This window comes from Actinoplanes sp. NPDC004185 (assembly GCF_053603475.1).
The window spans coordinates 20,158-43,936 of sequence record NZ_JBSGFR010000052.1; the positions used below are offsets into that span (position 1 = coordinate 20,158).

Consider the following 23,779-nt stretch of genomic DNA (forward strand, 5'->3'; position numbering starts at 1 on the left):
TGCGACGGCATGGATGTGGTGCTGATCCTGCGCTACCGCAAGGCGGTCACGTACGGGTTCCACGTGCTGCTCGGCGCCCTCGAGGAGCACCGGACCGAGACCTCGTACGAGGTGCGTTTCGCCGAGTCGGCCGAGGCCACCGCGGCCGAGATCCGGGCAGCGGCCGGCTCGCGGGTGCTGGTGCTCTGGTCGTTCTACTCCCCCGACGCGGCCGCGCTGGCCGAGGAGCTGGCGGAGATCCGGGCGCTGGCCGACGGCCCGCACGTCACCCACGTGGCGGGCGGGGTGCACGCCACCGCGGAGCCGGTGCAGACGCTCGACGCCGGCTGGGACGTGGCCGCGGTCGGCGAGGGCGAGGCCACGCTGCTGCGGCTGGTCGACGCCGCCGGCGACCCGGCGGGCGTGCCGGGCCTGGTCTACCGCGACGCCGCCGGCACCGTGGTGAAGACCGGCCGGGCGGCGCGCACCGGCTCCCTGGACGAGTTCCGCGGCTTCTCGCTGCGCTGGAACCGCTTCAACGCCCTGGAGATCACCCGCGGCTGCGTCTACGCCTGCCGGTTCTGCCAGACCCCGTTCATGTTCTCCGCGAAGTTCCGGCACCGCAGCGTGGCCAACGTCCGCTGGCACGTCGACCGGATGCGCGAACGCGGCCTGCGCGACGTCCGCTTCATCACCCCGACGGCGCTGTCGTACGGCACCCAGACCGACGAGCCGGACCTGGCGGCGGTGGAGGAACTGCTGGCGTCGTGCCGCGAGGGCATCGGGCCGCGGGGGCGGGTGTTCTTCGGCTCCTTCCCCAGCGAGATCCGCCCGGAACACGTGAGCCGCGAGGCGCTGCGCCTGGTCCGGCGCTACTGCGACAACACCAACATCATCGTCGGCGCCCAGTCCGGCTCCGACCGGGTGCTGGCGGCGGCGAAACGCGGCCACGGCGTCGAGGAGGTGCGCCGCGCGGTCCGGCTCGGACTCGAGGAAGGCTTCAGGATCAACGTGGACATGATCTTCGGCATGCCGGGCGAGGACCGCGCCGACGTGGAGGCGTCGCTGGACCTGGCCCGCGAGCTGGCCGATCTGGGTGCCCGCATCCACGCCCACACGTTCATGCCGCTGCCGGGCACGCCGTGGCGTGACGCGCCGGCCGGGGACGTCGACCCTGAGACGATCCGGGAGGTGGACCGGCTGTCGCAGCGGGGGGCGCTGTACGGGCACTGGCAGCGGCAGCGGGACCACGCGAGCCGGCTCGCGGCGGCGGCCGAGGCCTACCCCCGACCGGGCCGCAGCCGCACGATCCTGCCGGTGCTGCCGGACAAGCCCTGATCAGACCTCCGGCTCGCGGCCGCGGAGGGCAGGCGGTCCCGGCCAGCGCGCGGCCGGGGCAGGCCGTCCGGGATCAGGTCGCGGGCAGCAGGCGGCCGACCGCGTCCGAGGCCTTCAAAGCCGAGCCGGTCAGGATGACCACCGTCGCCTCGCCCGGCCGCAGGCTCCCGCGGCGCACGAACTCGCGGATCGCCGGGACCACGATGGAGCTGGTCGGCTCCGCGTACAGGCCGCGGCGGGCCAGCTCGAACGTCGCCGGGCCGATCGCCGCCTCCGGCACGGCCGCCAGATCACCCTCCGACTCGCGGATCGCCGCCAGCACCTCGCGATCGCGGACCGGGACCGCGATCGCCGTACCCTCGGCGACCGTCGGGCTCCACGGCCCGGGCGTCACCGACGGAGCCCCGGCCGCGAAAGCGGCGACCAGCGGGCTGCAATGCGCCGGCTGCGCTACCAGCAGCCGGGGACGGCGCCGGATCGCGCCGGACCGCAGCAGCTCGCCGAAGCCGAGGTGGAAACCCAGGACCAGACTGCCGGCGCCGGCCGGCAGGACAACCGCATCTGGCGCGCGGAAGCCCAGATCCTCCCAGATCTCGTACGCGAGGAGCTTCGTCCCCTGCAGGAAGAAGGGGTGCCAGTTGTGGCTGGCGTAGAACGTCGACGCCGAACGGCGCACAGCCTCGTCAGCGGTGGCCTGCCGGCTGCCGGGCACCAGCTCCACGGACGCCCCGTGCACCCGGCTCTGCTGGATCTTCGCCGGTGAGGTCGACTCGGGCGCGAGGATGGTGGCCCGGATGCCGGCCGCCGCCGCGTACGCGGCCACCGAGGAACCGCCGTTGCCGCTGCTGTCCTCCAACATCTCCGTGACACCCTGCGTAGCCAGGGCCGACATCATCACGGTGGTGCCGCGGTCCTTGAAACTGGCGGTCGGGTTGAACCACTCCGGCTTGACCGACAACGGCACCCCGTCGACGTCGAACGGCAGCAGCGGCGTGAGCCCCTCACCGAGGGTGATCCGCCGTCCGAGCGGCTGCGGCAGCGCGGCCGCGTAACGCCACTGCGACCGTACCGTGGTGTCCACGTCGTCCCGGGTGATGCCGGGCAGCGCCTCGACCAGCAGCGGCGATCCGTCGTCGCCGCGCCAGCGCGGCTCGTCCAGCGGGTAGCGGCGCCCGGCCCGGTCCACAAGCATGGACCGATCTTGCCAGAGCCGGCGATTTTTTCCGCCGAAGGACTTGGCACTCCCCTCGGTTCAGTGCTAAAAAATTACTTGTCGCTGCTGCTCATCGCGGTGATGGACCACCTCGATGCGCGGCACGACCTCGGCAGATTTGATCTGAGCCGAGCGCCACGAGCCCGCCGGGCAGGCCGGCGGGCCACGTCGAGGAGGTGGATCCCGTGGTGCTGACTTTCGATCCTTTCCGCGAGTTCGACCGGCTGGCCGGGCAGATGTTCGGCGGAGCCGCGGGCAGCACGGCAACCATGGCGATGCCGATGGACCTGTACCGCTCAGGTGACCACTTCGTCCTGCACTGCGACCTGGCCGGCATCGACCCCGGCTCGGTCCAGGTGGACGTGGACAACCGGGTCCTGACGATCCGCGCCGAGAGAAGCGCGCGCACCGACGCCGACGTGCAATGGGTCCGCCGCGAACGCGCAACCGGCACCTTCGAACGCCGGCTCACCCTCGGCGACGGTCTCGACCTCGACAAGATCGCCGCAACCTGGCAGGACGGCGTCCTGACTCTGACCATCCCGGTGGCCGAAGCCGCCAAGCCCCGCCGCATCGAGATCACCACGGGCACGCCGGCCGCGACCAGCGAGGCCGCGCCGCAGCAGGCGATCACGAGTTCCTGACCGCACTCCTCCCGAACGCCCGGCGGGCGGTTACGCCCGCCGGGCACCAAGCTGGGGTCGGCATCGGAACCGAGCTGGCGGGCGATGCATGCGGCAGCGGGGTTCGGGCTTGGAAGCGGTGAGCGGGCGATGCGCCCGCCGGACATCGAGCCGCGTATGGAGCCGGGCGAGCCGATGCGCCCACCCGGCCCGGGAACCGGCCCGGCAGGAGCAGGCGGCCGACGCGCCCTCAGCGGCGCCGGAACCGAGCCGGCGGGCGATGCATCCGGCAACGGGAGTTCGAGCATGGGAGGGCAAGCGGGCGATGCATCCGCAGGCGGGACTCACGCTGAGGCGAAGCCGGCGAGCGGTGCGCTCGTAGCGGCTCTGGAACCGCCCCTCACGAGACCCACGTCAGCGGGCGATACGCCCACAGGTCAAAGGCCGACCGCGGAAAGGCTAGACGGGCGATGCGCCCACAAGACCAGACCTGCACCGCAGCCACGGTGTCGGGCGATGCGCCCACACCACGCACGTGATCACCGGCCGGCGGGCGATGCGCCCGCCGGCCGAACCCGACCGCGGTAAGAACGCGACCCCACTCTCGAACGACGTCCGGCGGGCGACGACCACGGTATGTCTGGGCGGTTCGGTTCCGAAGCGTCCGGTGGCAGGGCTAGGGTCCAACTGATGAGCCCGGTCGAGCTCCGCCCCGCGAGTCACCCCGGCGCGCCCGCTTGGGGTGCCGGTGGGGACCGCTCAGGAGTTGCCGTGGCGAGCCGATAGGCCCGGGCGTGCAGGTACGTCCCGCTGTTGCCGCCGCGTTCGAGTCGTTGATCGCGGACATCTATGTGCGTCATGACGGGCTGGCCGGGCGGGCCCGGGAGCTGGTCCGGCAGGCCACCGCCGACGGGGATCAGCGGCATGCCGATCTGGGGCGGCTGGTGCTGGCCGAGCTCGACAACCGGGGCGGGCGGGTCGCTGACGGGGTTCGGCAGGCGCGGGAGCTGCTCACCACCAGCGAGGACCGGGTCGTTCTCGCCCACGCCCATGCGGTTGTCGCCGGCGGGCTGTGGCGGGCGGGTGACAATGCCGAGGCCGTTCGGCATGCGTACCCGGCCAACCGGATGCTCGCCGACGGTGACCCGCTCACCCTCCGGGTCGATCACGCGATCATTCTGGCTCTGCAGGTCAACGATCAGCGGATCGGCGGGATCTCGCACGGGGAGTTCGAGGCCGCGCAGCAGCTCGCCGATGCCTGTGGCCGGCCCGCGCTGATGCTGGCCAACCTCAACAACTGGGCCTGGTGTTCGTACACCCATGGTGATCTCGACAGTGCTTCGGCGCTGGTCGGGCGGATGCGGGCGCACAGCGAGCAGGCCGGGGAGCCGTTGAACGCCTCCTGTGCCGACACCGTCGCCCGGATCCTGCTGGAGACCGGGCGGCCGCAGGAGGCCACTCTCGTGATCGAGGAGGCCATCGCCGGTGCCGCGCCGACCGACTCGGATGCGATTCCGGCCGCGTTGATCACGCTGGCCGACATTCAGCGGCGGGACGGCAATGTCGGCACCGCCATGCAGACCCTGGCCCGGTGCCGGGAGATCGCCGAGCGGGACCGGTTGCCCGACGTCGACGCGCTGGCGTTGCGGATGCTGGCCGGTTGCCATGCCGAGCTCGGGGACTTCCAGGCCGCGTACCAGGAGATGGTCGACTTCCATGAGGCCTGGACCGTGCGCCGCAGCGAGCAGAGCGAGGTCATGGCCCGGGTCGCGCACGCGCAGTTCGCCGTCGACGAGGCGCACCGCAACACCGAGCTGTTCCGGGAGATGGCCGAGCGGGACGCGCTCACCGGGTTGTGGAACCGGCGCCGCTCGGACGCGCAGCTTTCCGCCGTGCTCGCCGCCGGGCATCCGGCCGGGGTGGCCCTGCTCGACCTCGACCACTTCAAACTGATCAACGACACCTGGACGCATGCCGTCGGGGACGTCGTGCTGTGCCGGGTCGCCGACATCCTGCGGTCGCTGGGCGGACACGCCGGCCGGCACGGCGGGGAGGAGTTCATCCTCGTCCTGGAGGCCGGGCCGGTGGACGCGGCGGCGACCTGCGAGGCGGCCCGGGCGGCCGTCGCCGCGTACGACTGGGAGGCCGTCGCCCCCGGGCTGCGGGTGACCACCAGCATCGGGCTGACCTCGCTTCGCCCGGACGACGACGTCCACTCGGTCGTCCGGCGGGCCGACGAGCACCTGTACGCCGCCAAGCGGGCGGGCCGGGACCGGCTGGTCAGCGGCCCCTGACGTCGTCGTCGCGGGCCGGGCGCCGTCCGCGCAGCAGCTTGCCGCCGAGGTTGACCAGGTCGTCGCCGACCAGCAGGAGCTCGCCGACGTAGGCGGAGGCGCGGTCCATCACCAGCAGCGCCCGGTCCAGGTCCTCCTGGTCGTCACGCAACGACCACAACCGTTCGGCCTGCTCCCAGGCGTGGGCGCGGGTCACCGACACCAGCACCCGCTGGCTCCAGTCGTCCAGGTTGCCGACCAGGCGGTCGATCTTGAGCTGGAACGGTGTCGAGTAGCGCCGGCGCAGCCCGGGGATCTCCTCGAAGAAGATCTTGTTGACCAGCAGGTAGTCCGGGTGGATCTCGTCCGGGTCCGGCGGGCCCAGCTGCTCCCAGGTGCTGACCAGGGCGAGCGCCAGGTCGTGGTTGATGTGCGCGTTGACCCCGAGCATGGCGGCGGCCAGCGGGGTCACGCGGTCGTCCTGGGCCCGGCGGAAGAGCACCTCCCACGCGTCCGGGGTGGCGGCGTCGTCGTCGCCCCACAGCCGCAGCGCCGAGAAGTAGCGCTTGGCGAACTCGACGTCGAGCAGCTCCAGGAAGTCCTTGCTGTGCACGTCGGCGGTGCGCAGCGCCTGGGCCACCCGGTCGGTGATGGTGAAGTAGAGCGAGTTGAACGCGGCGACCCTGTTCTCCGTGGGCGGGGGCAGACGGTCGAAGATCTGCTGCGCGGTGGTCAGGTGTGTGAGCACCGTGCCGATGTCGGGGCACTCGGCGCCGCAGAGGTCCGCGACCTCGATGTGCGCGGGGGCCCAGCCGCGCCCCCGCGGCACGGCGGGCGTGAGCTGCAGGCGCTCGTCGCGCAGCACGCCGGCGCTGCGCTGGGCGTCGTCACGGTCGAAGGTGACTGTCATCGATTCCTCCACGCCGTACACCATGGAGAACACGGTCGCGGCTGACCAGGGTCCCGGCGGCTACCCGACAGTAAATGCCGGATTGACCAGCTCTGCGAAGCGTACGGCGTCGATGTTGCCGCCGGACAGGATGACCCCGGTCCGGCGCGGCAGCGGCCGGACCCGCCCGGCGAGCAGCGCGGCGAGGCCGGTGGCCCCGCTGGGCTCCAGCACGATGCGCAGCCGCTCGAAGGCGAACCGCATGGCGTCACGGATCTCGTCGTCGCTGACCAGCACGACCTCGTCGAGCAGCCGGCGGTTGATCGAGAAGGTCAGCTCGCCGGGGATGTCCGCGGCCTGGCCGTCGGCGATGGTGCGCGGCACCGGCACGGCGACCCGCTCCCCCGCCGCCAGCGACCGCCGGGTGTCGTCGCCGGCCTCCGGCTCCACGCCGATCGTCCGGATCGCCGGATACAGCCCCTTGGCCGCCGTGGCACTGCCGGCCATCAGCCCGCCGCCGCCCACCGGCGTCAGCAGGGCGTCCAGCTCGCCGGCCTGGTCGAGCAGCTCCAGCGCGGCGGTGCCCTGCCCGGCGATCACGTGCGGGTGCTCGTACGGCGGGATCAGCGCCAGCCCCCGCTCGGCCGCCAGCGCCGCACCGAGAGCGACCCGGTCGCCGGTGTAGCGGTCGTAGGTGACGATCTCGGCGCCGTACCCCGCGGTGGCCTCCTGCTTGGACGCCGGGGTGTCCGCGGGCATCAGGATGACCGCGGTGGTGCCGAACTCCCGGGCGGCCAGCGCGACCGCCTGGGCGTGGTTGCCCGACGAGTACGCGGTGATGCCGCGGGCCCGCTGCTCAGGATCGAGCCGGGAGACCGCGTGGTAGGCGCCGCGGAACTTGAAGGCGCCGATCCGCTGGAAATTCTCGGCCTTGAGGTGCACCTCGGTGCCGGCCAGCCGGTCCAGGGTGCGGGAGCGCAGCACGGGCGTGCGATGCGCGACACCCTGAATCCGAGCTGCGGCCTCGTAGACATCGCCGAGCGTGACACTCATGCGGCGGCACCGCGCAGGATGGCGTCCACCAGGTGCTCGGCGAAGTCGTCCTCGGGGACCTGCGGGTTCCAGTGCATCATGTTCTGCATCGCGGTCGGGCCGGAGAGCATCAGCAGGGTCAGCTCCACGTCCAGGTCGGCGCGCAGCTCGCCGGTCGCGATGCCCCGGCGCAGCACGCCGCGCATCACGTCGCGCCGCGGCTCGATGACGCCCTGGTAGATCCGCCGCATCTCGGGGCTCTTGGCGATCTCCGGCAGCAGGCACATGGTGACCTTGCCGTAGTGCTCCATCCGCTTGTTGCGCATGGCCGCGATCAGCATGATGAGGTCGTCGCGAACCGACTCGCCCACCGGCTCCGGCAGCGGGCCCTTCATGGTGGCCACCGCGTCGACGAGCAGCGCCTCCTTGTTGGGCCAGCGCCGGTAGATCGTCGCCTTGCCCACGCCGGCCTTGGCCGCCACCGCCTCGATGGACACGGCGTCGGCGCTCTGGCCCGAGCTGAGCAGGTCGAAGACCGCCTGGATGATGGCCTGGTCGGCCTGCGCGTTGCGCGGCCGGCCAGGAGCCTTGCGGTCCTGGCCGGCCGATTCGTGCATGCTGACCGTCGTCATGAGCTCCATTGTTACCGAGCCTTCATGTCGTGGCCACCTGCCCGTGTCATGACGCGTCGACCAGCGCGATGCCCTGCTCCTCGGCCAGCCCCTCGGCTGTCGTCGGGGCGGGGACGCCGGCCGGCGGCTTGCCCGGCAGCCAGACGGCTGCCACCAGGGCGCCCAGCAGCGCGAAGATCGTGCTGCCGATGGAGGCGTAGTGCATCGCCGTGATGAAGGCGTCGTTGGCCGAGCTGATCAGTGCGGCCCCGCCCGGACCGGCCTGGGCCGCCACCCCGTACGCGCCGGAGATGGACTCCTGGGCGACCTCGCGGGCGGCGTCCGGCAGGCCGGCCGTGGCCGTCGTGACGTCGTCGCGGTACGAGGAGGAGACGACCGCACCCAGCGCGGCCACGCCCAGGGCGCCACCGATCTGCCGGATGGTGTTGCTGACCGCCGAGCCGACGCCGGCCTTCTCGCGGGGCAGCACCGACATGATCGCCTCGGTGGCCGGCGGCATCACGTTGGCCATGCCCACGCCCATCAGGAAGAACAGTGCCCCGACGACCCAGATCGGCGTGGTCTCGCCGACGACGAGCCAGCCGCCCAGGCCGGCCGCGACCAGCAGCAGGCCCACGGTGCTGACCAGCTTCGGGCCGAACCGCTTGACCATCGCGGCGCTGCGCGGCGCGAAGACCATCTGGGCCGCGGCGAACGGCACGAACAGCGCGCCGGAGGCCAGCGGGCCGTAGCCGCGGACCAGCTGCAGGTAGAAGGCGCTGAAGAACATCGCGCCCATGGCCGCGAAGAAGACCAGGCCGATGGCGCCGACCGAGGCGGAGAACTGCGGGATGGCGAAGAGCTTGACGTCCAGCGAGGGGAAGGCGATGCGGCGCTCGTACAGGATGAAGCCGGTCAGGACCGCGACCGCGGCGACCAGCGTGCCCCAGGACTCGAGCTGGCCGAAGCCCTTCTCGCCGCCCTCGATGACGCCGTAGGTGAGCAGGGTGAGCCCGACGATGCTGAGCAGCACGCCGACGATGTCGATGCGGCCCGGCCGCGGGTCGCGCGACTCGGGGACCAGCACGCTGACCAGCACCACACCGGCGATGACGACCGGCACGTTGATCAGGAAGACCGAGCCCCACCAGAAGTGCTCGAGCAGCAGGCCGCCGACGATCGGGCCGATCGCGACGCCCAGGCCGACGGCGCCGGCCCAGACGCCGATCGCCCGGCCGCGCTCACGCGGGTCGAAGACGTTGGAGATGATCGACAGGGTCGACGGCATGATCGCGGCGGCGCCGAGACCCATCAGCGCGCGGGCCCAGATCAGCTGGTCGGCGGTCTGCGCGTAGGCGGAGACCAGGGAGGCGATGCCGAACAGGGCCAGGCCGACGGTCAGGGTGATCCGGCGGCCGAGCCGGTCGGCCAGGATGCCGGCGGTGAAGAGCAGGCCGGCGAAGACCAGGGTGTACGAGTTGATGGCCCACTCGAGCTGGCTCTGGCTGGCGCCCAGGCCCTCGTCCGGGTCGGCGATGGTCCGCATGGCGACGTTCAGGACGGTGTTGTCCAGCACGACCACCAGCAGGCTGATGACGAGTACGGCGAGAATGGCCCAGCGCCGGGGATGCCCGGTGTTCTCTGCGGCGGGAACGTCCATGTGGTGCCACTCCTGAACTGTGGAGGCTGATTCGATACGAAACAGTTCCGTATCTCTGGACGACCGTAGACCTGTCCCGCGCGATACGGAACAGCCTCGTATCGTAATGTGGCCGTCGTCACCTTGATCGGGTCGCTAGAGTCGGTGGGTGTCCGTCCTGGTCAGTGACGACGGTGCCGGTGGCGCCGACCCGGGCGGCAGCGGCCTGTCCGGGCTGGATCTGCGGGTCGCCGCCCTCGACGGCGTCCTGGCCGTGCACAGCCCGCCCGGCGGGCCGACCGAGATCAAGGCGGAGATCCCGTGCGACTGATCCTGGCCGAGGACTCGACCCTGCTGCGCGAGGGCCTGGTCCGCCTGCTCGCCGAAGAGGGCCACGACGTGCTCGCGGCCGTCGGCGACGGCGACGCGCTGCTGCGGGAGGTCGAGCGGCACCGGCCCGACGTGATCGTGGTGGACGTCCGGATGCCGCCGATCGACCCCGAGGTGGTGCGCCAGCTGCTGGCCCGGACCTCGCACGTGGACCCGCTGGCCCGGCTCACCGAGCGGGAACGGGCGGTCCTGGAGCAGATGGCGCAGGGCCACACCAACGCCGCCGTGGCCGCGAAACTGCACGTGTCGCAGAGCGCGGTCGAGAAGCACGTGAACGCGATCTTCGACAAGCTGGACCTGAACCGGGCGGCCGGATACAGCCGCCGGGTCCTGGCCGTCCTGCGTTACCTGAGCTCCTGACGGGACCGCCGCACCCGCACCGCGACGAACCACAGCAGGGCCAGAGCACAGACCCCGATCACCCCGTTCTGGTACGCGCCCACCCAGGCCTGGATCGCCGGCCAGTTCTCCCCCAGCCCGTACCCGGCCAGGATGAAGACCGTGTTCCAGATGAGGCTGCCCAGCGTGGTGCAGAGCAGGAAGGTGCCCAGCGGCATGCGTTCCAGCCCGGCCGGGACGGAGATCAGGCTCCGGAAGATCGGGATCATCCGGCCCAGGAACACCGCCTTGACCCCGTGCCGGGCGAACCAGGCCTCGGTGCGGTCCACATCGGCCAGCTTGATCAGCGGCAGCCGGGCCGCGACGGCGCGGATCCGGTCCCGGCCGAGCACCGCCCCCACGGCGGAGAGGGCGAGCGCGCCCACCACCGAGCCGAGCGTGGTCCAGGCGATCGCGCCCAGCAGGCTGAGGTCGCCGCGGGCGGCCGCGAAGCCGGCCAGCGGCAGGATCACCTCGCTGGGGATCGGCGGGAAGAGGTTCTCGAGGGCGACGGCGAGACCGGCGCCGGGGCCGCCGAACCGCTCGACCAGTGACGCCGTCTCAGCTGCGAAATCCCAGGTGGAAGTCATGACGTCGACGCTAGGAAGCGGGCCCGGCGGGCACCATGAGCCGTACCGCAGAGCTGCCTGCGGCCCGCCGCAGCCGGACCCTGCGGAAAACCACAGGCACGGTTTGTTGCGTCGCGGTAAAAGTCTCGGTCGCCCATTGACCGGCGCCACCACCGCTGCCGATCCTGTGACGACGGAGACACGGCCCGCTCCTAGGCACGGCACGCTCGTTCGGCGAAGGGACGCGGGGCATGGCGATTGTCATCATCGGAGCGGGGATCGTCGGGTGCGCCCTGGCCGACGAGCTCACTCTGCGCGGCCGCACCGACGTGACCGTGCTGGAGCAGGGCCCGCTGTTCCGCACGGGCGGATCCAGCTCGCACGCGCCCGGCCTGGTGTTCCAGACCAACCCGTCGCGGACGATGGCCGGGCTGGCCCGCTACACCGTGGAGAAGCTGACCGACCTGGGTTGCTTCGACCCGGTGGGCAGCCTGGAGGTGGCGACCACCCCGGAGCGGCTGCGCGAGCTGCACCGGCGGCACGGCTACGCGACCGCCTGGGGCATCGCCGCGGAGGTGCTCACGCCGGACGCCTGCCGGGAGCTCCACCCGCTGCTCGGCGAGGTGCTGGGCGGGCTGCACGTGCCGGGCGACGGGCTGGCCCGGGCGGTCGACGCCGGCGAGGCCCAGGCCCGCCGGGCCGTCGCCCGCGGCGCCCGGTTCCTGCCGCACCAGCGGGTCGTGGCCGTCGAGCGCAGCGGCGGCCGGGTCACCGGGGTACGCACAGACGACGCCACCTACCCGGCCGACATCGTGGTCAGCTGTGCCGGCTTCTGGGGTCCCGCGGTCGGCGCCCTCGCCGGAGTGCCGGTACCGCTGCTGCCCATGGCCCACCAGTACGTCCGGACCACGACGCTGCCCGGCCCGCTGCCCACCCCGATCCTGCGGCACCAGGACCGCGACCTGTACTTCCGCTCGCACGGCGACCGGCTCGGCATCGGCTCCTACCTGCACCGGCCGATGCCGGTCGAGCTCACCGAGCTGGCCGAGGGCGCGCAACCGTCCATGCTGGCCTACACCCCCGATGACTTCGCCGAGTCGTGGACCGCCGCCACCGAGCTGCTGCCCACGCTGGCCGGCAGCGCGGTCGAGGAGGGCTTCAACGGCGTCTTCTCGTTCACCGCGGACGGCTTCCCGCTGCTCGGCGAGTCCCGTGAGGTGCGCGGCTTCTGGACGGCCGAGGCGGTCTGGGTGACGCACTCCGCGGGGGTGGCCCGGGCGGTGGCCGAGTGGCTGGTCGACGGGCGGCCGGGCGTCGACCTGCACGAATGCGACCTGAACCGCTTCGACGTGTCCCAGCTGTCCCCGGCGTACGTGCGGGAGCGCTCGGTGCGCAGCTTCGTCGAGGTGTACGACATCATCCATCCGCTGGACCCGCCCTCGGTCCGGGACCTGCGGGTGAGCCCGTTCCACCTTCGGCAGCGGGAGCTCGGCGCGGTGTTCGGCGAGGCCGCCGGCTGGGAGCGGCCGCTCTGGTACGAGGCCAACGCCGATCTGCCCAGGACCGCCGTACCGCGTGACGAATGGTCGGCCCGGCACTGGTCACCGATCGCGGCGGCCGAGGCCCGGGCCACCCGCGAGCGCGTCGCCCTGTACGACATGACCCCGCTGACCCGCCTCGAAGTGACCGGCCCGCTCTCCTTCCTGCAGGGGCTGAGCAGCAACGACCTCGACCGCCCGGTCGGCACGGTGGTCTACACGCTGCTGCTCGATGAGGCCGGCGGCATCCGCAGCGACGTGACCGTGGCCCGCCTCGCCGAGGACCGGTTCCAGGTCGGCGTCAACGGGCCACTGGACCTGGACTGGCTGCTGCGGCGGGCCCCGGCCGGGGTGGTGATCCGGGACATCACCGGCGCCACCTGCTGCGTCGGCGTGTGGGGGCCGCTCGCCCGGGAGCTGATCGCCCCGCTGGCCGACATCGACGTCTCGCACACCGCGTTCGGCTACTTCAAGGCCCGGCGCGCCCATCTGGGCCCGGTGCCGGTCACCATGCTGCGGCTCTCCTATGTGGGCGAGCTGGGCTGGGAGGTCTACACCACCGCCGAGCTGGGGCTGCGGTTGTGGGACACGCTGTGGGAGGCCGGATCCACGCTCGGGGTGGTCGCGGGCGGGCGGGCGGCGTTCACCAGCCTGCGGCTGGAGAAGGGCTACCGGGCCTGGGGCACCGACATGACCGCCGAGGACGACCCGTACGAGGCGGGGCTGGGCTTCGCCGTGCGGCTGGACCGCGGTGACTTCGTCGGGCGGTCCGCCCTGCTGCGGCGGCGTGAGCCCGGGCGCCTGCTCACCTGCCTGGTACTGGAGGACGAGGGCTGCGTGCCGATGGGCCGGGAACCGGTGTACGCCGACGGCAAGCCGGCCGGGTTCGTGACCAGCGCGGCGTACGGGCACACCGTGGGTGCCCCGATCGCGTACGCCTGGCTGCCCGCCGAGGTCGCCGTGCCCGGCACGGCCGTGCGGGTGGGCTATTTCGACCGGCTGCTGCGTGCCCGCGTGGCCGCCGAGCCGCTGTTCGACCCGAAGCATGAACGGATTCGGCGATAGGAGCCGGCGTGGCCGCATTTGACGTCATCGTTGTCGGGCTCGGTGGAATGGGCAGCGCGGCCGTCCACCAGCTCGCCGCGCGCGGAGTCCGGGTGCTGGGCCTGGAGAAGTTCGGGCCGGCGCACGACCGGGGAGCCAGCCACGGCGGCTCACGCATCACCCGGCAGTCCTATTTCGAGAGTCCCGACTACGTGCCGCTGCTGCTGCGCGCCTACGAGCTGTACGACGCCCTGGCCCGCGACTCCGGCACCGACGTCATCACGCTCACCGGCGGGGTGATGGTCGGGCAGCCGGAGAGCCTCACCGTGTCGGGCAGCCGGCTCAGCGCCGAGCGCTGGGGCCTCGACCACGAGATGCTGGACGCGAAGGCGCTGCGGCGGCGCTTCCCCACGCTGAGCCCACGCCCGGACGAGGTGGCCCTCTACGAGGCCAAGGCCGGCTTCGTACGCCCCGAGGCGACCGTGTCGGCGCAGCTCACGCTGGCCGCGCGGGCCGGTGCCGAGCTGCACTTCGACGAGCCGATGACCAGCTGGGGCCCGGCGGCGGGCAGCGGCGTACGGGTCGAGACCGGCGCCGGCTCGTACACGGCCGGGCAACTGGTCATCACGCCCGGACCGTGGGCGCCGCAGCTGCTGGCCGACCTCGGCGTGCCGTTCACCATCGAACGCCAGGTGCAGTACTGGTTCCAGCCGGTCGGCGGGGTGGCCCCGTTCACGCCCGAGCGGCACCCCATCTACATCTGGGAGGACCCCGCCGGCAGCCAGATCTACGGCTTCCCGGCCATCGACGGGCCGGACGGCGGCGCCAAGGTGGCGTTCTTCCGGCGCGGCGTCGTCACCACCCCCGAGACCATCGACCGCGAGGTGCACCCCGACGAGATCCGGGCGATGGCCGACCGGACCCGGCGCAACCTGCCCGACCTGCCCGGCACGTTCCTGCGCGCCAAGACCTGCCTGTACAGCAACACCCCGGACGAGCACTTCGTGATCGCCCGACACCCGGCGCACGAGGCGGTCACCGTCGCGTGCGGGTTCTCCGGGCACGGCTTCAAGTTCGTGCCGGTGGTCGGCGAGATCCTGGCCGACCTGGCCACCACGGGCGCGACGGGGCACCCGATCGATCTGTTCCACCCACGCCGCCTCACAGGGGTGACCACATGACCATGACCGAGCTGCCCGCCAGCCTGGTGCGGACCCTGCCGGGTACCTACTACACCGATCCCGCGATCTTCGCCGCCGAGGAGGAGCGGATCTTCGAGCAGATGTGGTTCTGCGCGGTGCGCGGCTCGGACGTCGGCACGCCGGGCGCGTTCCGGACGGTCCGGGTGGGCCGGGAGAGCGTGCTGGTGACCCGCAACGGGGCCGGTGAGGCGCGCGCGTTCCTCAACATCTGCCGGCACCGGGGCGCGCAGCTGTGCGCCGACGACAGCGGATCGGTCAAGCGGACGTTCCGGTGCACGTACCACGCGTGGGCGTACGACCTGGACGGCAAGCTGGTGGCCGCGCCCAACCTGGTCAAGATGCCCGACATCGACCGGGTCGAGTACGGCCTCAGCACGGTGCACGCGCGCGAGTGGCTCGGCTACGTCTGGGTGTGCCTGGCCGAGACCCCGCCCTCGTTCGCCGAGACCGTGCAGGCCGCCTGCGAGGAACGCCTGGGCGACCTGGCCGCGGTCGAACGCTACGGCATCGACGACCTCACGGTCGGCCGGCGGATCCGGTACGACGTGCGGGCCAACTGGAAGCTCATCATCGAGAACTTCATGGAGTGCTACCACTGCGCGACGATCCACCCGGAACTGGTGCACGTGCTGCCGGAGTTCGCGGGCGGCTACGCGGCGCAGTACTACGTCGGGCACGGTGCCGAGTTCGGGCCGGGCGTCGAAGGCTTCACCGTCGACGGCGGCGCCGGGGTCACCCCGATCGCCGGGATCGACGCCAGCCAGGACCGGCGCTACTTCGCGGTGACCATCAAGCCGCAGGTGTTCCTCAACCTGGTGCCGGACCACGTGATCCTGCACCGGATGTACCCGCTGGCGGCCGACCGCACGGTGGTCGAGTGCGACTGGCTCTATCTGAGCGAGGTGGTCGACGAGGGCCGGGACCTGTCGCGCTCGGTGGAGCTCTTCGACCGGGTCAACCGGCAGGACTTCGACGCCTGCGAGCGCTGCCAGCCCGGGATGGCGTCGCGCGCGTACGCCGACGGCGGGGTGCTGGTGCCCAGCGAGCACCACATCGCCGGCTTCCACGACTGGCTGCGTACCCGCCTCGCGACCTGAACGCGTCGTTAGGGTGAGCAGATGCTCATCGCTCTGACCGCGGCCGGCGTCACCGTGCTGATCGACGCCACCGCCGGGCGGCTGCCGGCCGTCGCCTACTGGGGGCCTGCCCTGCCCGGGCTGGACGCCGACCAGGCCGAAACGCTCGTCACCGCGGCCGAGGCAGTGATCGGGTCGAACGATCCGGACGTCCGGCCGCGGGTCGCGGTGCTGCCCGGGCACGAGACCGGCTGGACCGGCCGGCCCGGTCTGCGCGGCTCGTTCGCCGGCGCCGGCTGGTCCCCCGCGTTCCTGGTCACCGAGGTCACCGTCGACGGCGACCCGGTGGGCGCCTTCCACGCCGGTGGCGCCGGCCGCGTCGAGGTCCGGGCCCTGGACGACGCCGACCGGTTGGAGCTGCGGCTGACCCTGGAGCTGCTGCCGGCCGGGCTGCTGCGGTGCCGGGCGGCGGTGCGCAACCTCGCCGGCGAGCCGTACGCCCTGGACGACCTGGTGCTGGCCCTGCCGGTGCCGGCCGAGGCCACCGAGCTGCTCGACTTCACCGGCCGGCACAACCAGGAACGGGTGCCGGTGCGCACGCCGTTCCCGTCCGGTACGCACCTGCGGGAGAACCGCAAGGGCCGGACCGGGGCGGACAGCGCGTACCTGCTGCACGCGGGAACGGCCGGGTTCGGCTTCGCCACCGGCCGGATCTGGGCGGTGCACACCGCGTGGAGCGGCAACCACACGCACTACGCCGAGCAGGTGCACTCCGGTGAACGGCTGCTCGGCGGCGGTGAGCTGCTGCTGCCCGGGGAGATCCGGCTGGCCACCGGCGAGAGCTACCAGGGCCCGTGGCTGTACGCCGCGTACGGCGACGGCCTCGACGAGATCGCCCGGCGCTTCCACCGGCACCTGCGGACCCGCGAGCCCAAGGTGTCCGCCCGGCGCCCGGTGACCCTCAACGTCTGGGAGGCGGTCTACTTCGACCACGACGCCGACCGCCTGATCGACCTGGCCGAGCGCGCGGCCGCCGCCGGGGTCGAGCGGTACGTGCTGGACGACGGCTGGTTCGGCTCCCGCCGCGACGACACGTCCGGGCTCGGCGACTGGGTGGTCTCGCCGGAGGTCTGGCCCCGGGGTCTGCACCCGCTGGTGGACCGGGTGCGGGCGCTGGGCATGCAGTTCGGGCTGTGGTTCGAGCCGGAGATGGTCAGCCCGGGCTCGGACGTGGCCCGGGCCCACCCGGAATGGATCATGGCCGCGCGCGCCGCCCGGCCGGTCGAGGCCCGCACCCAGCAGGTGCTCAACCTGGGCATCCCCGAGGCCTACGAGCACGTCAAGACCCAGATCCTGGCCGTGCTGCGGGAGTACGACATCGGCTACGTCAAGTGGGACCACAACCGCGACCTGGTCGAGGCCGGCGACCAGACCCACCGCGGGCGGCCCGGCGTGCACGCGCAGACCCTGGCGTTCTACCGGCTGCTGGACGAGATCCGGGCGGCGCACCCGGGACTGGAGATCGAATCCTGCTCCTCCGGCGGGGCCCGGGTCGACCTGGCGGTGCTGGAGCGTACCGATCGGGTCTGGGTCTCGGACAACATCGACCCGCACGACCGGCAGCGGATGATGCGCTGGACCGCCCAGCTGGTCCCGCCGGAATACCTCGGCTCGCACATCGCCTCGGGCCGCTCGCACGTCACCGGCCGCCGCCACGACCTCGCCTTCCGGGCCGGCACGGCGATCTTCGGCCACCTGGGCATCGAATGGGACCTCGCCCGGGCGACCGAGGCCGAGACCGCGGGGCTGCGCGACTGGGTGGCGTTCTTCCAGCGCGAACGCGACCTGCTGCTGGACGGCGACATCGTCCGGCTGGACGGCTACGACGACCGCATCCTGGTGCACGGGGTCGTCGCCCGCGACCGCTCCCGGGCGCTGTTCGCGATGGCGATCACCGACAGCATCACCCCGGACCCGGGCCCCCGGCTGCGCCTGCGCGGCCTGGACCCCGAGGCCCGCTACCGGATCCGCCCGGTGCTGGTCGGCCCGGAGCCGCAGCTGGTCGCGCCGCGGTGGTGGGGCGCCGACCGCTCCGGCCGCATCCTGACGGGCGCGGCCCTCGAGCTGGCCGGCGTGGCCAGCCCACGGACCCACCCGGACCAGGTGCTGCTCTATGAAGCGAGCAGGGTCTAGCCTCGCCGCAGTGCCTGTGCGAGATCAACCGGGAGAGACGATGACCCAAGCTGACGGCAGCGACGACCAGTGGGACGCGGTCGAGGACGACGGCGTGCTGGACAACTCGGACACCCTCGACGGGGACCCGGCCGGTGACCCGCTGGACGTCGGCTACCAGGCCGCCGACCGGTGGTCCGGCGCCGACCGGTTCGGCACCACCGCGGCCGAGCAGCGGCAGGGGGAGTCTCTGGACCAGCTGCTGGCCGAGGAGGAGCCGGACGTCGACCCGTACGCCGATCCGGACCCGGACGCCGACGAGGACGATATCGCCCGCCGCGGGGAGGAGCAGGACCCGCGGTCGGGCCGGCTGTTCGCCGAGGACGAGGGTCTGGGCCCGGACGAGGAGCGCGACGCGGTCGCCTTCGACGCGGGCATCGACTCCGGCGCGGCGAGCGCCGAGGAGGCCGCGATCCACGTCACGGACGACCCGAACGGGCCCGGCGAGGGCCCGCGGCTCTAGGGAGCCGCTGCTGGTTCGGACGGGCCGGTGATGCCCCGCGTTTCCTCATGTCAGGGGGTGCTGCTGTCGATCGTGTGGGTTCCCGACGTGTTCAGGAGCGCCTGTGACCGACATCGTGACCAGCCGGCGACCGTTCCCGGTGCCCGCGAACGAGGGCGCGCGGCTGGCGGCGCTCGCGGCGTACGACATCGTCGCCGGCGCCCCGGAACCGGATCTGCAGCTGATCGCGCAGCTGGCGGCGGACGTGTGCGGCACTGCGCGGGCGGTCGTCAACATCACGGCAGCGCAGTATCAGCATCAGGTCGCCGCGGTCGGCATGGCGCCGCAGGTGTGTGACCGGGGCGACTCGATGTGCACGATCAGCATCCTGGAGCCCGCCGCGGTGGTGCTCGCCGACGCGAGCACCGACCCGCGGTTCGCCGACAACCCGCACGTCGACGGGACGATGGACAGCATCCGCCTCTACGCGGCCAGCCAGCTCCGCGTCGGGGACGGCCACGTGATCGGCACGTTGTGCGTGTTCGACACCGAGGTGCGGGAGCTGACCGCGGTGCAACGCGCCGGACTGGACCGGTTGGCGCGCATGGTCGTCGACGTGCTGGAGCTGCGCAGGCACTCCGGCCTGCTCACCGAGGCGCTGCGCGACCGGGAACGGGCCCTGGCCGAGTTGGCGGCCACCCATCAGGAACTGCTGCGGTCGAACACCGCGCTGCAGCAGTTCGCCGGGCAGGTCAGCCACGATCTGAAGAACCCGCTGACCGGTGTGCTGGGCTTCATCAGCTCGCTGGCCGAGGTACCCGCCGTCGCCGATGACGAGACGGCGACGTGGATGCTGCAACGGGCGTTGTCGTCGAGTACCCGCATGTGGCGCATGATCGAGGATGTGCTGGCACACGCCGCCGTCAGCGGCGCCCCCGACTTCGTCCCGGTGGCACTGTCCGACATCACCGGGCAGGTGCTCGAGGACCTGCAGGACGCGATCACCGTCGCGGACGCCCGCATCGACGTCGACGAGCTCCCCGCCGTCATCGGCGACGCCACCCAGCTGCGGGTGCTGCTGCAGAACCTGGTCGGCAACGCCGTGAAGTACCGTCACCCGCAACGGCGCAGCACCATCCGGATCAGCTCTGCTCTCACCGGCGGCAGTCAGTCGATCAGCGTGGCCGACAACGGCCGCGGGATCCCTCCCGCCGACCGCGCCAAGGTCACCGAACTGTTCACTCGCGTGCACACCGACGTCGAAGGCACCGGCATCGGACTGGCCACCTGCCAGCGCATCATCGCGGCGCACCACGGCACCCTGTCGTTCCGCGACACCCCCGGCGGTGGCACCACTGTCACGGTCACCCTGCCGGCCGCCCCGGCCGGGGCCGCCGGGTTGCGGCGGCCGAGCCTGGCCGACGCCCGCGACGCGGTCCACCGCTCGCACGGCGACGCCGCGGCCCAGGTCTGGACGACACTGCTGCGCGCCAGCCGGCTCACCGGCCACGAGACCAGCGACGACGCCCTGCAGCAGCTACTACAGGCCATGACCGCCCTCGATCCGGTCAGCAGGCTGTGCGCGCACGCCATCGGTATCCGCCTCGCCGCACACACCAACACGGCCACCACCACCGGGAGCGCCGCATGAACACGACGACGGACCTGTTCACCCGGCTCGGCGAGCCGGCCCGGATGAACCAGCTGGCCCGCTACGACCTCTTCCACCCCGGACTCAAAGCCCGGATGGAGGCCATCGCCGCGCACAGCGCCCACCAGCTGAACGCGCCGATCTCGCTGGTCTCCATGGTTCTCGACAGCGCCCAGTACCTCATCGGCGCCCACGGCGTCACCGGCTGGATCGACGAGGCACTCGGCACCCCGGCCGAATGGGCGCTCTGTACGCACACCGTGCTCGCCGGTCGCCCGTACTGCCTCATCGACGCCACCACCGACGCCGTCCACTCCGACAACCCGCTGCTGGACATGATCGGTATCCGCAGCTACGCCGGTGTACCGCTGATCGACGACAGCGGCCACGTTCTCGGCGCGCACTGCATCATCGACGTCGCACCGCGCACCTTCACCGAGGACGACCTCACCGTCCTGCACCACGGCGCCGGCCAGGTCATGGACGTTCTCTCGGCCTACCGCACCAACTGAGGGCGGCCGGGGTGGCGGCCCGCGGCACCGCCGCCCCGCTCAGGCAGCCTCCGCCAGGGCTGCCCTGGCCTCGGCCAGCACCGACGCCGGTGCCGAGGTCGTCAGCACATGCTCCAGCGCTCTGCGGTACGCGAGACCGAACGCCTCCACGACCGGCACCTCGATGTCCGGCTCCACCCCCGTGCCCTCCCAGTTGGCGCCGGTCACCGGGTTGACCGACCGGGCCGTCGGCACGGCGATCTCCACAGTGGGGGTGATCGGGAAGACACCGGTGGGGTGCGCACCGCCCCGGGTGGTCTGCCCGATCAGCGTCGCGCGCCCGAGCGCCTTCAGGTTGTAGCAGAACTCCTCGCCCGCCGAGAAGGTGACGTCGCTGATCAGCACGAACACGGGCCGGTCCGGGTACCGCTCACCGGGCAGGTGGGCGAGGGTCCAGAACTGCCGGGTACGGCCGGACGCCCCGTCGTAGATGTCGTTGAGGTGCGTCTCGTCGTCGCGGAACAGGTAGCTGAGCCAGAACGTGACGCCGTTCGGCGCGCCGCCGCGGTTCTGGCGCAGGTCGATGATCAGCGCCTCGGTGTGCGCGATCAGCTCCATCGCCGCGGCGATGGCCCGGCCACCCACCGATGCCTCCGCGATCTGCCGCAGGTCGAGGAGGCCGACATTGCCGTCGAGCCGTTCGACGCGGGCGATGCCGTAGTTGGCGTGCCGCAGGCCTTCCCGGTACGCCACGACCATGTCCTCGTGGGTCAGCACGTCGCGCAAGGCCGTCTCCCGGGTGCGGACGCGCAGGTGCTTGTCGGCGCAGACCTCGGCCAGATCGGCTGTGAGCCGCGCGGCCAGCGTCTCCTCGTCCAGGGCGTCGTATTCGCCGAGAGCCCGGCGCCGCCGGATCGCGTCGGCCGCCGCCGCGGCCTTGTCCGGGAAGATGTAGTTGGCGCAGAGCAGGTCCAGTGCTTCGTCGATGATGTGCGGCGACATGCCGGTCAACCTAACCGGATCCGCCCGGCCCCGTTGTCCCGCCGCGGAGCCGGCACCGGGACGGCGATCCCCGGTGCCGGCTCGCGGCGAACGGTGTCTCAGCCGGCCGGGGTGCCGGTGACCTTGAGGGCGCCGAGGCGGCCGATGTTGTCGAACGAGCCGAAGCCGACCCGCCCCGAGCCGAATGTCGTGTCGCGGGCCGTCATCAGCGGGTCCCGTGACCCGTCGAGGTAGACCGCGATCTCGCCGGTCGCCGGCAGGTGCCGGACCACCACGTCGTGCCAGTCACGGTCGACCACCGCCGGGTCGGCGCCGCGGGAGCGGCCGTTCCACTGGTAGTCGATGCGTTCCCGGTCGGCGTTGTCGACCTTGAAGATGCCGTTGTGCGGGTAGATCGTGTTGTCGGTGGACAGGTGGGCGTAGTAGAACTCCGTGTCCGAGCGGTAGCCGAAGACGATGATCACGTCGCGGTTGGTGATCTCGACCGGCTCGTCGAGGCGTACCGTCGCTTTGATCTCGACCGACGACAGGGCCGGGCCCGCCGTCAGGACCGCGTACTCGAACGGGCGCCGCGGGCCCGGGCGTGGCACACCTGCCTCCGCGAGGATGACCTCGTCGCCCGTGAGGCGCCACTTGGCCGGAGTGACCGGCGCCCAGCTCGCCGGGTCCATGGTGTGGCGCACCCGGGTGTGGCCCACCGGTCCCGCCGCGAAGGTGCGGGTGCCGGTGACCTTCCAGACCTTGCCGTTGGCCTTGGCCAGCAGGTAGAGCTCGCCCCGGGCGTCGGTGCCGAACCGCAGGTCGACCCGGTTGGGGTCGCCGGGTGCGCCCGGTGCGGACAGGTCCTGCATGCGCACCGGGGTGCCGGCCGCGTCGAACAGGTTGAGCCGGTGGATGGTGGCGGGGGCACGGCCGCGGCGCATCTCGCTCACCTCGGTGTAGAGGACCCGGCCGTCGACCAGGTCGCCGAAGACGTACTTGCCGCGCAGGGCCGGCACGTCGCGGCCGCGGTAGACGAAGCCGCCGGCCACGGCCACCCCGACATCGGAGGTGCAGTTCCAGTCCGGCGGCGGGTTGTGGTCGTACGCGGCCACCGGGTACGTGTAGCCCGCGTCGTCGGCCGGCAGGGGCAGCAGCCGGTCGCACGGATCGGTGGCGGTCTTGTCGTAGACGAACCGGCCCTCGCGCTCGCTCCAGCCCAGGTTGTCCCCGGCGCGCACCTCGTAGACGGCCTCAACCGCGTGCTCACCGATGTGGCCCAGGTACAGCCGGCCGGTGGCCCGGTCCCAGCTGAACCGGTGCGGGTCGCGCATCCCGTACGCGTAGATCTCGCCCAGCCGCCCGGCCTGCCCGGCGTACGGGTTCGACGCCGGGATGCCGTACTTGCCGTTCGGCGCGTTCGTGCCTCGCGGGTCGATGCGCAGCAGCTTGCCGTGCGGCAGGGCCAGGTTCTGCGGGTCGGTGTTGTTGGCGCCCTGGCCCCCGTCGCCGACGGCGAGGTAGAGCAGCCCGTAGTCGGCGTCGCCGGGCCGGGCGGCCGGGTTGAAGTTGATCTCCTGAATGCCGTGGATCTGGCCGCCGAAGCCGATCCGCAGCACCTCGCGGTGGGTCCCGGAGAAGGTGCCGGCGGCCGGGTCGGTGGCCTTCCACTCGTTGATGACCCCGTGGTACAGCACGGTGGTCTGCCGGTAGTCCGGGACGTCGGCGGTGATCGCCGCTTCCTCGGTGTGGATCGTGTAGAAGAGGCCGTTGCGCTGGAAGTCGGGGTGGAACGCGACGTACCCGAAGCCCTGGCCGAGGCCGCGGCCGGAGAAGAACTCCGGCTGGAAGGTCGCGGCTACGTCGAGGTAGACGTGCGGCACGCCGTTCTCCACGAAGTACAGGTTGCCGTTCAGGTCGGGCACCGCGCGCCGGCCCGAGCCGTCCGGCACCTCCATGATGGTGTTGATCCGGGCGACCCGGTTGAGCCGCTGGTCGACCAGCGGCGGGTCGGTGACCGACTGCGGGAAGCTCGCATACTCCGACAGCACCAGCCCGAGCCGGGAGGTCACCGGTTCGGTGGGTACCGGGTCGTAGACGGCGCCGTCCGCGGCCCGGGCCGCCGAGGGCGGACCGACCAGAGTGGACAGCAGCAGGGCGGCGACGGGCAGGATCCTTCGGAACATCA

The 23,779-nt window shown here is 72.3% G+C and carries 20 protein-coding genes; 12 read left to right on the forward strand and 8 right to left on the reverse strand.

Annotation, left to right across the window (positions count from 1 at the left end):
- Nucleotides 1–9 precede the first annotated feature (9 nt).
- Nucleotides 10–1,317: a TIGR04013 family B12-binding domain/radical SAM domain-containing protein gene (locus tag ACWEOZ_RS36825; RefSeq protein ID WP_451915293.1), complete on the forward strand. Its 1,308-nt coding sequence runs from the start codon at nt 10–12 to the stop codon at nt 1,315–1,317.
- A 73-nt stretch (nt 1,318–1,390) separates the two neighbouring features.
- Here ACWEOZ_RS36825 and ACWEOZ_RS36830 read toward each other — a convergent pair whose 3' ends face one another.
- The gene (locus tag ACWEOZ_RS36830) at nt 1,391–2,509 is read right to left on the reverse strand and encodes a threonine synthase (protein WP_451915294.1); all 1,119 of its coding nucleotides are present in this window, start codon (nt 2,507–2,509) and stop codon (nt 1,391–1,393) included.
- Nucleotides 2,510–2,715: 206 nt separating this feature from the next.
- On the opposite strand from ACWEOZ_RS36830, the gene ACWEOZ_RS36835 reads away from it, so the two are divergent.
- Both ACWEOZ_RS36835 and ACWEOZ_RS36840 read left to right on the forward strand, forming a co-directional pair.
- Complete coding sequence (locus ACWEOZ_RS36835) at nt 2,716–3,174, forward strand: Hsp20/alpha crystallin family protein (protein WP_451915295.1); 459 nt, start codon at nt 2,716–2,718, stop codon at nt 3,172–3,174.
- Nucleotides 3,175–3,947: 773 nt separating this feature from the next.
- Nucleotides 3,948–5,447: a GGDEF domain-containing protein gene (locus ACWEOZ_RS36840; protein WP_451915296.1), complete on the forward strand. Its 1,500-nt coding sequence runs from the start codon at nt 3,948–3,950 to the stop codon at nt 5,445–5,447.
- Here the strand turns inward: ACWEOZ_RS36840 and ACWEOZ_RS36845 are convergent.
- From ACWEOZ_RS36845 to ACWEOZ_RS36860, 4 genes are read right to left on the reverse strand one after another with little or no spacing between them, the layout of a single operon-like run.
- A complete protein-coding gene (locus ACWEOZ_RS36845) occupies nt 5,434–6,336 on the reverse strand; it encodes a DUF5995 family protein (RefSeq protein ID WP_451915297.1) in 903 nt (300 codons plus the stop codon). The genes ACWEOZ_RS36840 and ACWEOZ_RS36845 overlap by 14 nt on opposite strands.
- A gap of 60 nt (nt 6,337–6,396) precedes the next feature.
- A complete protein-coding gene (locus ACWEOZ_RS36850; RefSeq protein ID WP_451915298.1) occupies nt 6,397–7,368 on the reverse strand; it encodes a threonine ammonia-lyase in 972 nt (323 codons plus the stop codon).
- Nucleotides 7,365–7,979 (reverse strand): TetR/AcrR family transcriptional regulator, encoded by a 615-nt coding sequence (locus ACWEOZ_RS36855; RefSeq protein WP_451915299.1) that lies wholly within the window; start codon nt 7,977–7,979, stop codon nt 7,365–7,367. Before ACWEOZ_RS36855 ends, ACWEOZ_RS36850 begins: the two co-directional genes overlap by 4 nt.
- A gap of 46 nt (nt 7,980–8,025) precedes the next feature.
- The gene (locus ACWEOZ_RS36860) at nt 8,026–9,618 is read right to left on the reverse strand and encodes an MFS transporter (protein WP_451915300.1); all 1,593 of its coding nucleotides are present in this window, start codon (nt 9,616–9,618) and stop codon (nt 8,026–8,028) included.
- Nucleotides 9,619–9,766: 148 nt separating this feature from the next.
- Here ACWEOZ_RS36860 and ACWEOZ_RS36865 point away from each other — a divergent pair, with 148 nt between their 5' ends.
- Both ACWEOZ_RS36865 and ACWEOZ_RS36870 read left to right on the forward strand, forming a co-directional pair.
- Nucleotides 9,767–9,928: a hypothetical protein gene (locus ACWEOZ_RS36865; RefSeq protein WP_451915301.1), complete on the forward strand. Its 162-nt coding sequence runs from the start codon at nt 9,767–9,769 to the stop codon at nt 9,926–9,928.
- Nucleotides 9,919–10,347 carry a response regulator transcription factor gene (locus ACWEOZ_RS36870; protein ID WP_451915302.1) on the forward strand — a complete coding sequence of 143 codons (429 nt, stop codon included), beginning with the start codon at nt 9,919–9,921 and terminating at the stop codon, nt 10,345–10,347. The genes ACWEOZ_RS36865 and ACWEOZ_RS36870 overlap by 10 nt, the downstream gene beginning before the upstream one ends.
- Here the strand turns inward: ACWEOZ_RS36870 and ACWEOZ_RS36875 are convergent.
- The gene (locus ACWEOZ_RS36875; RefSeq protein ID WP_451915303.1) at nt 10,332–10,955 is read right to left on the reverse strand and encodes a DedA family protein; all 624 of its coding nucleotides are present in this window, start codon (nt 10,953–10,955) and stop codon (nt 10,332–10,334) included. The two genes, ACWEOZ_RS36870 and ACWEOZ_RS36875, sit on opposite strands and share 16 nt — an antisense overlap.
- Before the next feature lie 230 nt (nt 10,956–11,185).
- Here ACWEOZ_RS36875 and ACWEOZ_RS36880 point away from each other — a divergent pair, with 230 nt between their 5' ends.
- The 7 genes from ACWEOZ_RS36880 to ACWEOZ_RS36910 all read left to right on the forward strand — a co-directional run bounded on the left by ACWEOZ_RS36880 (nt 11,186) and on the right by ACWEOZ_RS36910 (nt 20,631).
- The gene (locus ACWEOZ_RS36880) at nt 11,186–13,537 is read left to right on the forward strand and encodes a GcvT family protein (protein ID WP_451915304.1); all 2,352 of its coding nucleotides are present in this window, start codon (nt 11,186–11,188) and stop codon (nt 13,535–13,537) included.
- 8 nt (nt 13,538–13,545) lie between these two features.
- A complete protein-coding gene (solA, locus tag ACWEOZ_RS36885) occupies nt 13,546–14,697 on the forward strand; it encodes an N-methyl-L-tryptophan oxidase (protein WP_451915305.1) in 1,152 nt (383 codons plus the stop codon).
- Nucleotides 14,694–15,815: an aromatic ring-hydroxylating oxygenase subunit alpha gene (locus ACWEOZ_RS36890; RefSeq protein ID WP_451915306.1), complete on the forward strand. Its 1,122-nt coding sequence runs from the start codon at nt 14,694–14,696 to the stop codon at nt 15,813–15,815. Before solA ends, ACWEOZ_RS36890 begins: the two co-directional genes overlap by 4 nt.
- 21 nt (nt 15,816–15,836) lie before the next feature.
- The gene (locus ACWEOZ_RS36895; protein WP_451915307.1) at nt 15,837–17,987 is read left to right on the forward strand and encodes an alpha-galactosidase; all 2,151 of its coding nucleotides are present in this window, start codon (nt 15,837–15,839) and stop codon (nt 17,985–17,987) included.
- 40 nt (nt 17,988–18,027) lie between these two features.
- Entirely contained in the window at nt 18,028–18,489 is a 462-nt protein-coding gene (locus ACWEOZ_RS36900; protein WP_360542936.1) for a DUF5709 domain-containing protein, read from the forward strand.
- Between the two features lie 103 nt (nt 18,490–18,592).
- Nucleotides 18,593–20,119 (forward strand): sensor histidine kinase, encoded by a 1,527-nt coding sequence (locus tag ACWEOZ_RS36905; RefSeq protein ID WP_451915308.1) that lies wholly within the window; start codon nt 18,593–18,595, stop codon nt 20,117–20,119.
- Complete coding sequence (locus ACWEOZ_RS36910) at nt 20,116–20,631, forward strand: GAF domain-containing protein (RefSeq protein WP_451915309.1); 516 nt, start codon at nt 20,116–20,118, stop codon at nt 20,629–20,631. The genes ACWEOZ_RS36905 and ACWEOZ_RS36910 overlap by 4 nt, the downstream gene beginning before the upstream one ends.
- A gap of 39 nt (nt 20,632–20,670) precedes the next feature.
- On the opposite strand, the gene ACWEOZ_RS36915 is transcribed toward ACWEOZ_RS36910, so the two are convergent.
- Together ACWEOZ_RS36915 and ACWEOZ_RS36920 are read right to left on the reverse strand one after the other, a co-directional pair.
- Nucleotides 20,671–21,612 carry a S41 family peptidase gene (locus ACWEOZ_RS36915; RefSeq protein ID WP_451915310.1) on the reverse strand — a complete coding sequence of 314 codons (942 nt, stop codon included), beginning with the start codon at nt 21,610–21,612 and terminating at the stop codon, nt 20,671–20,673.
- Between the two features lie 98 nt (nt 21,613–21,710).
- Complete coding sequence (locus ACWEOZ_RS36920) at nt 21,711–23,777, reverse strand: PQQ-dependent sugar dehydrogenase (RefSeq protein WP_451915311.1); 2,067 nt, start codon at nt 23,775–23,777, stop codon at nt 21,711–21,713.
- Between the last annotated feature and the right edge of the window lie 2 nt (nt 23,778–23,779).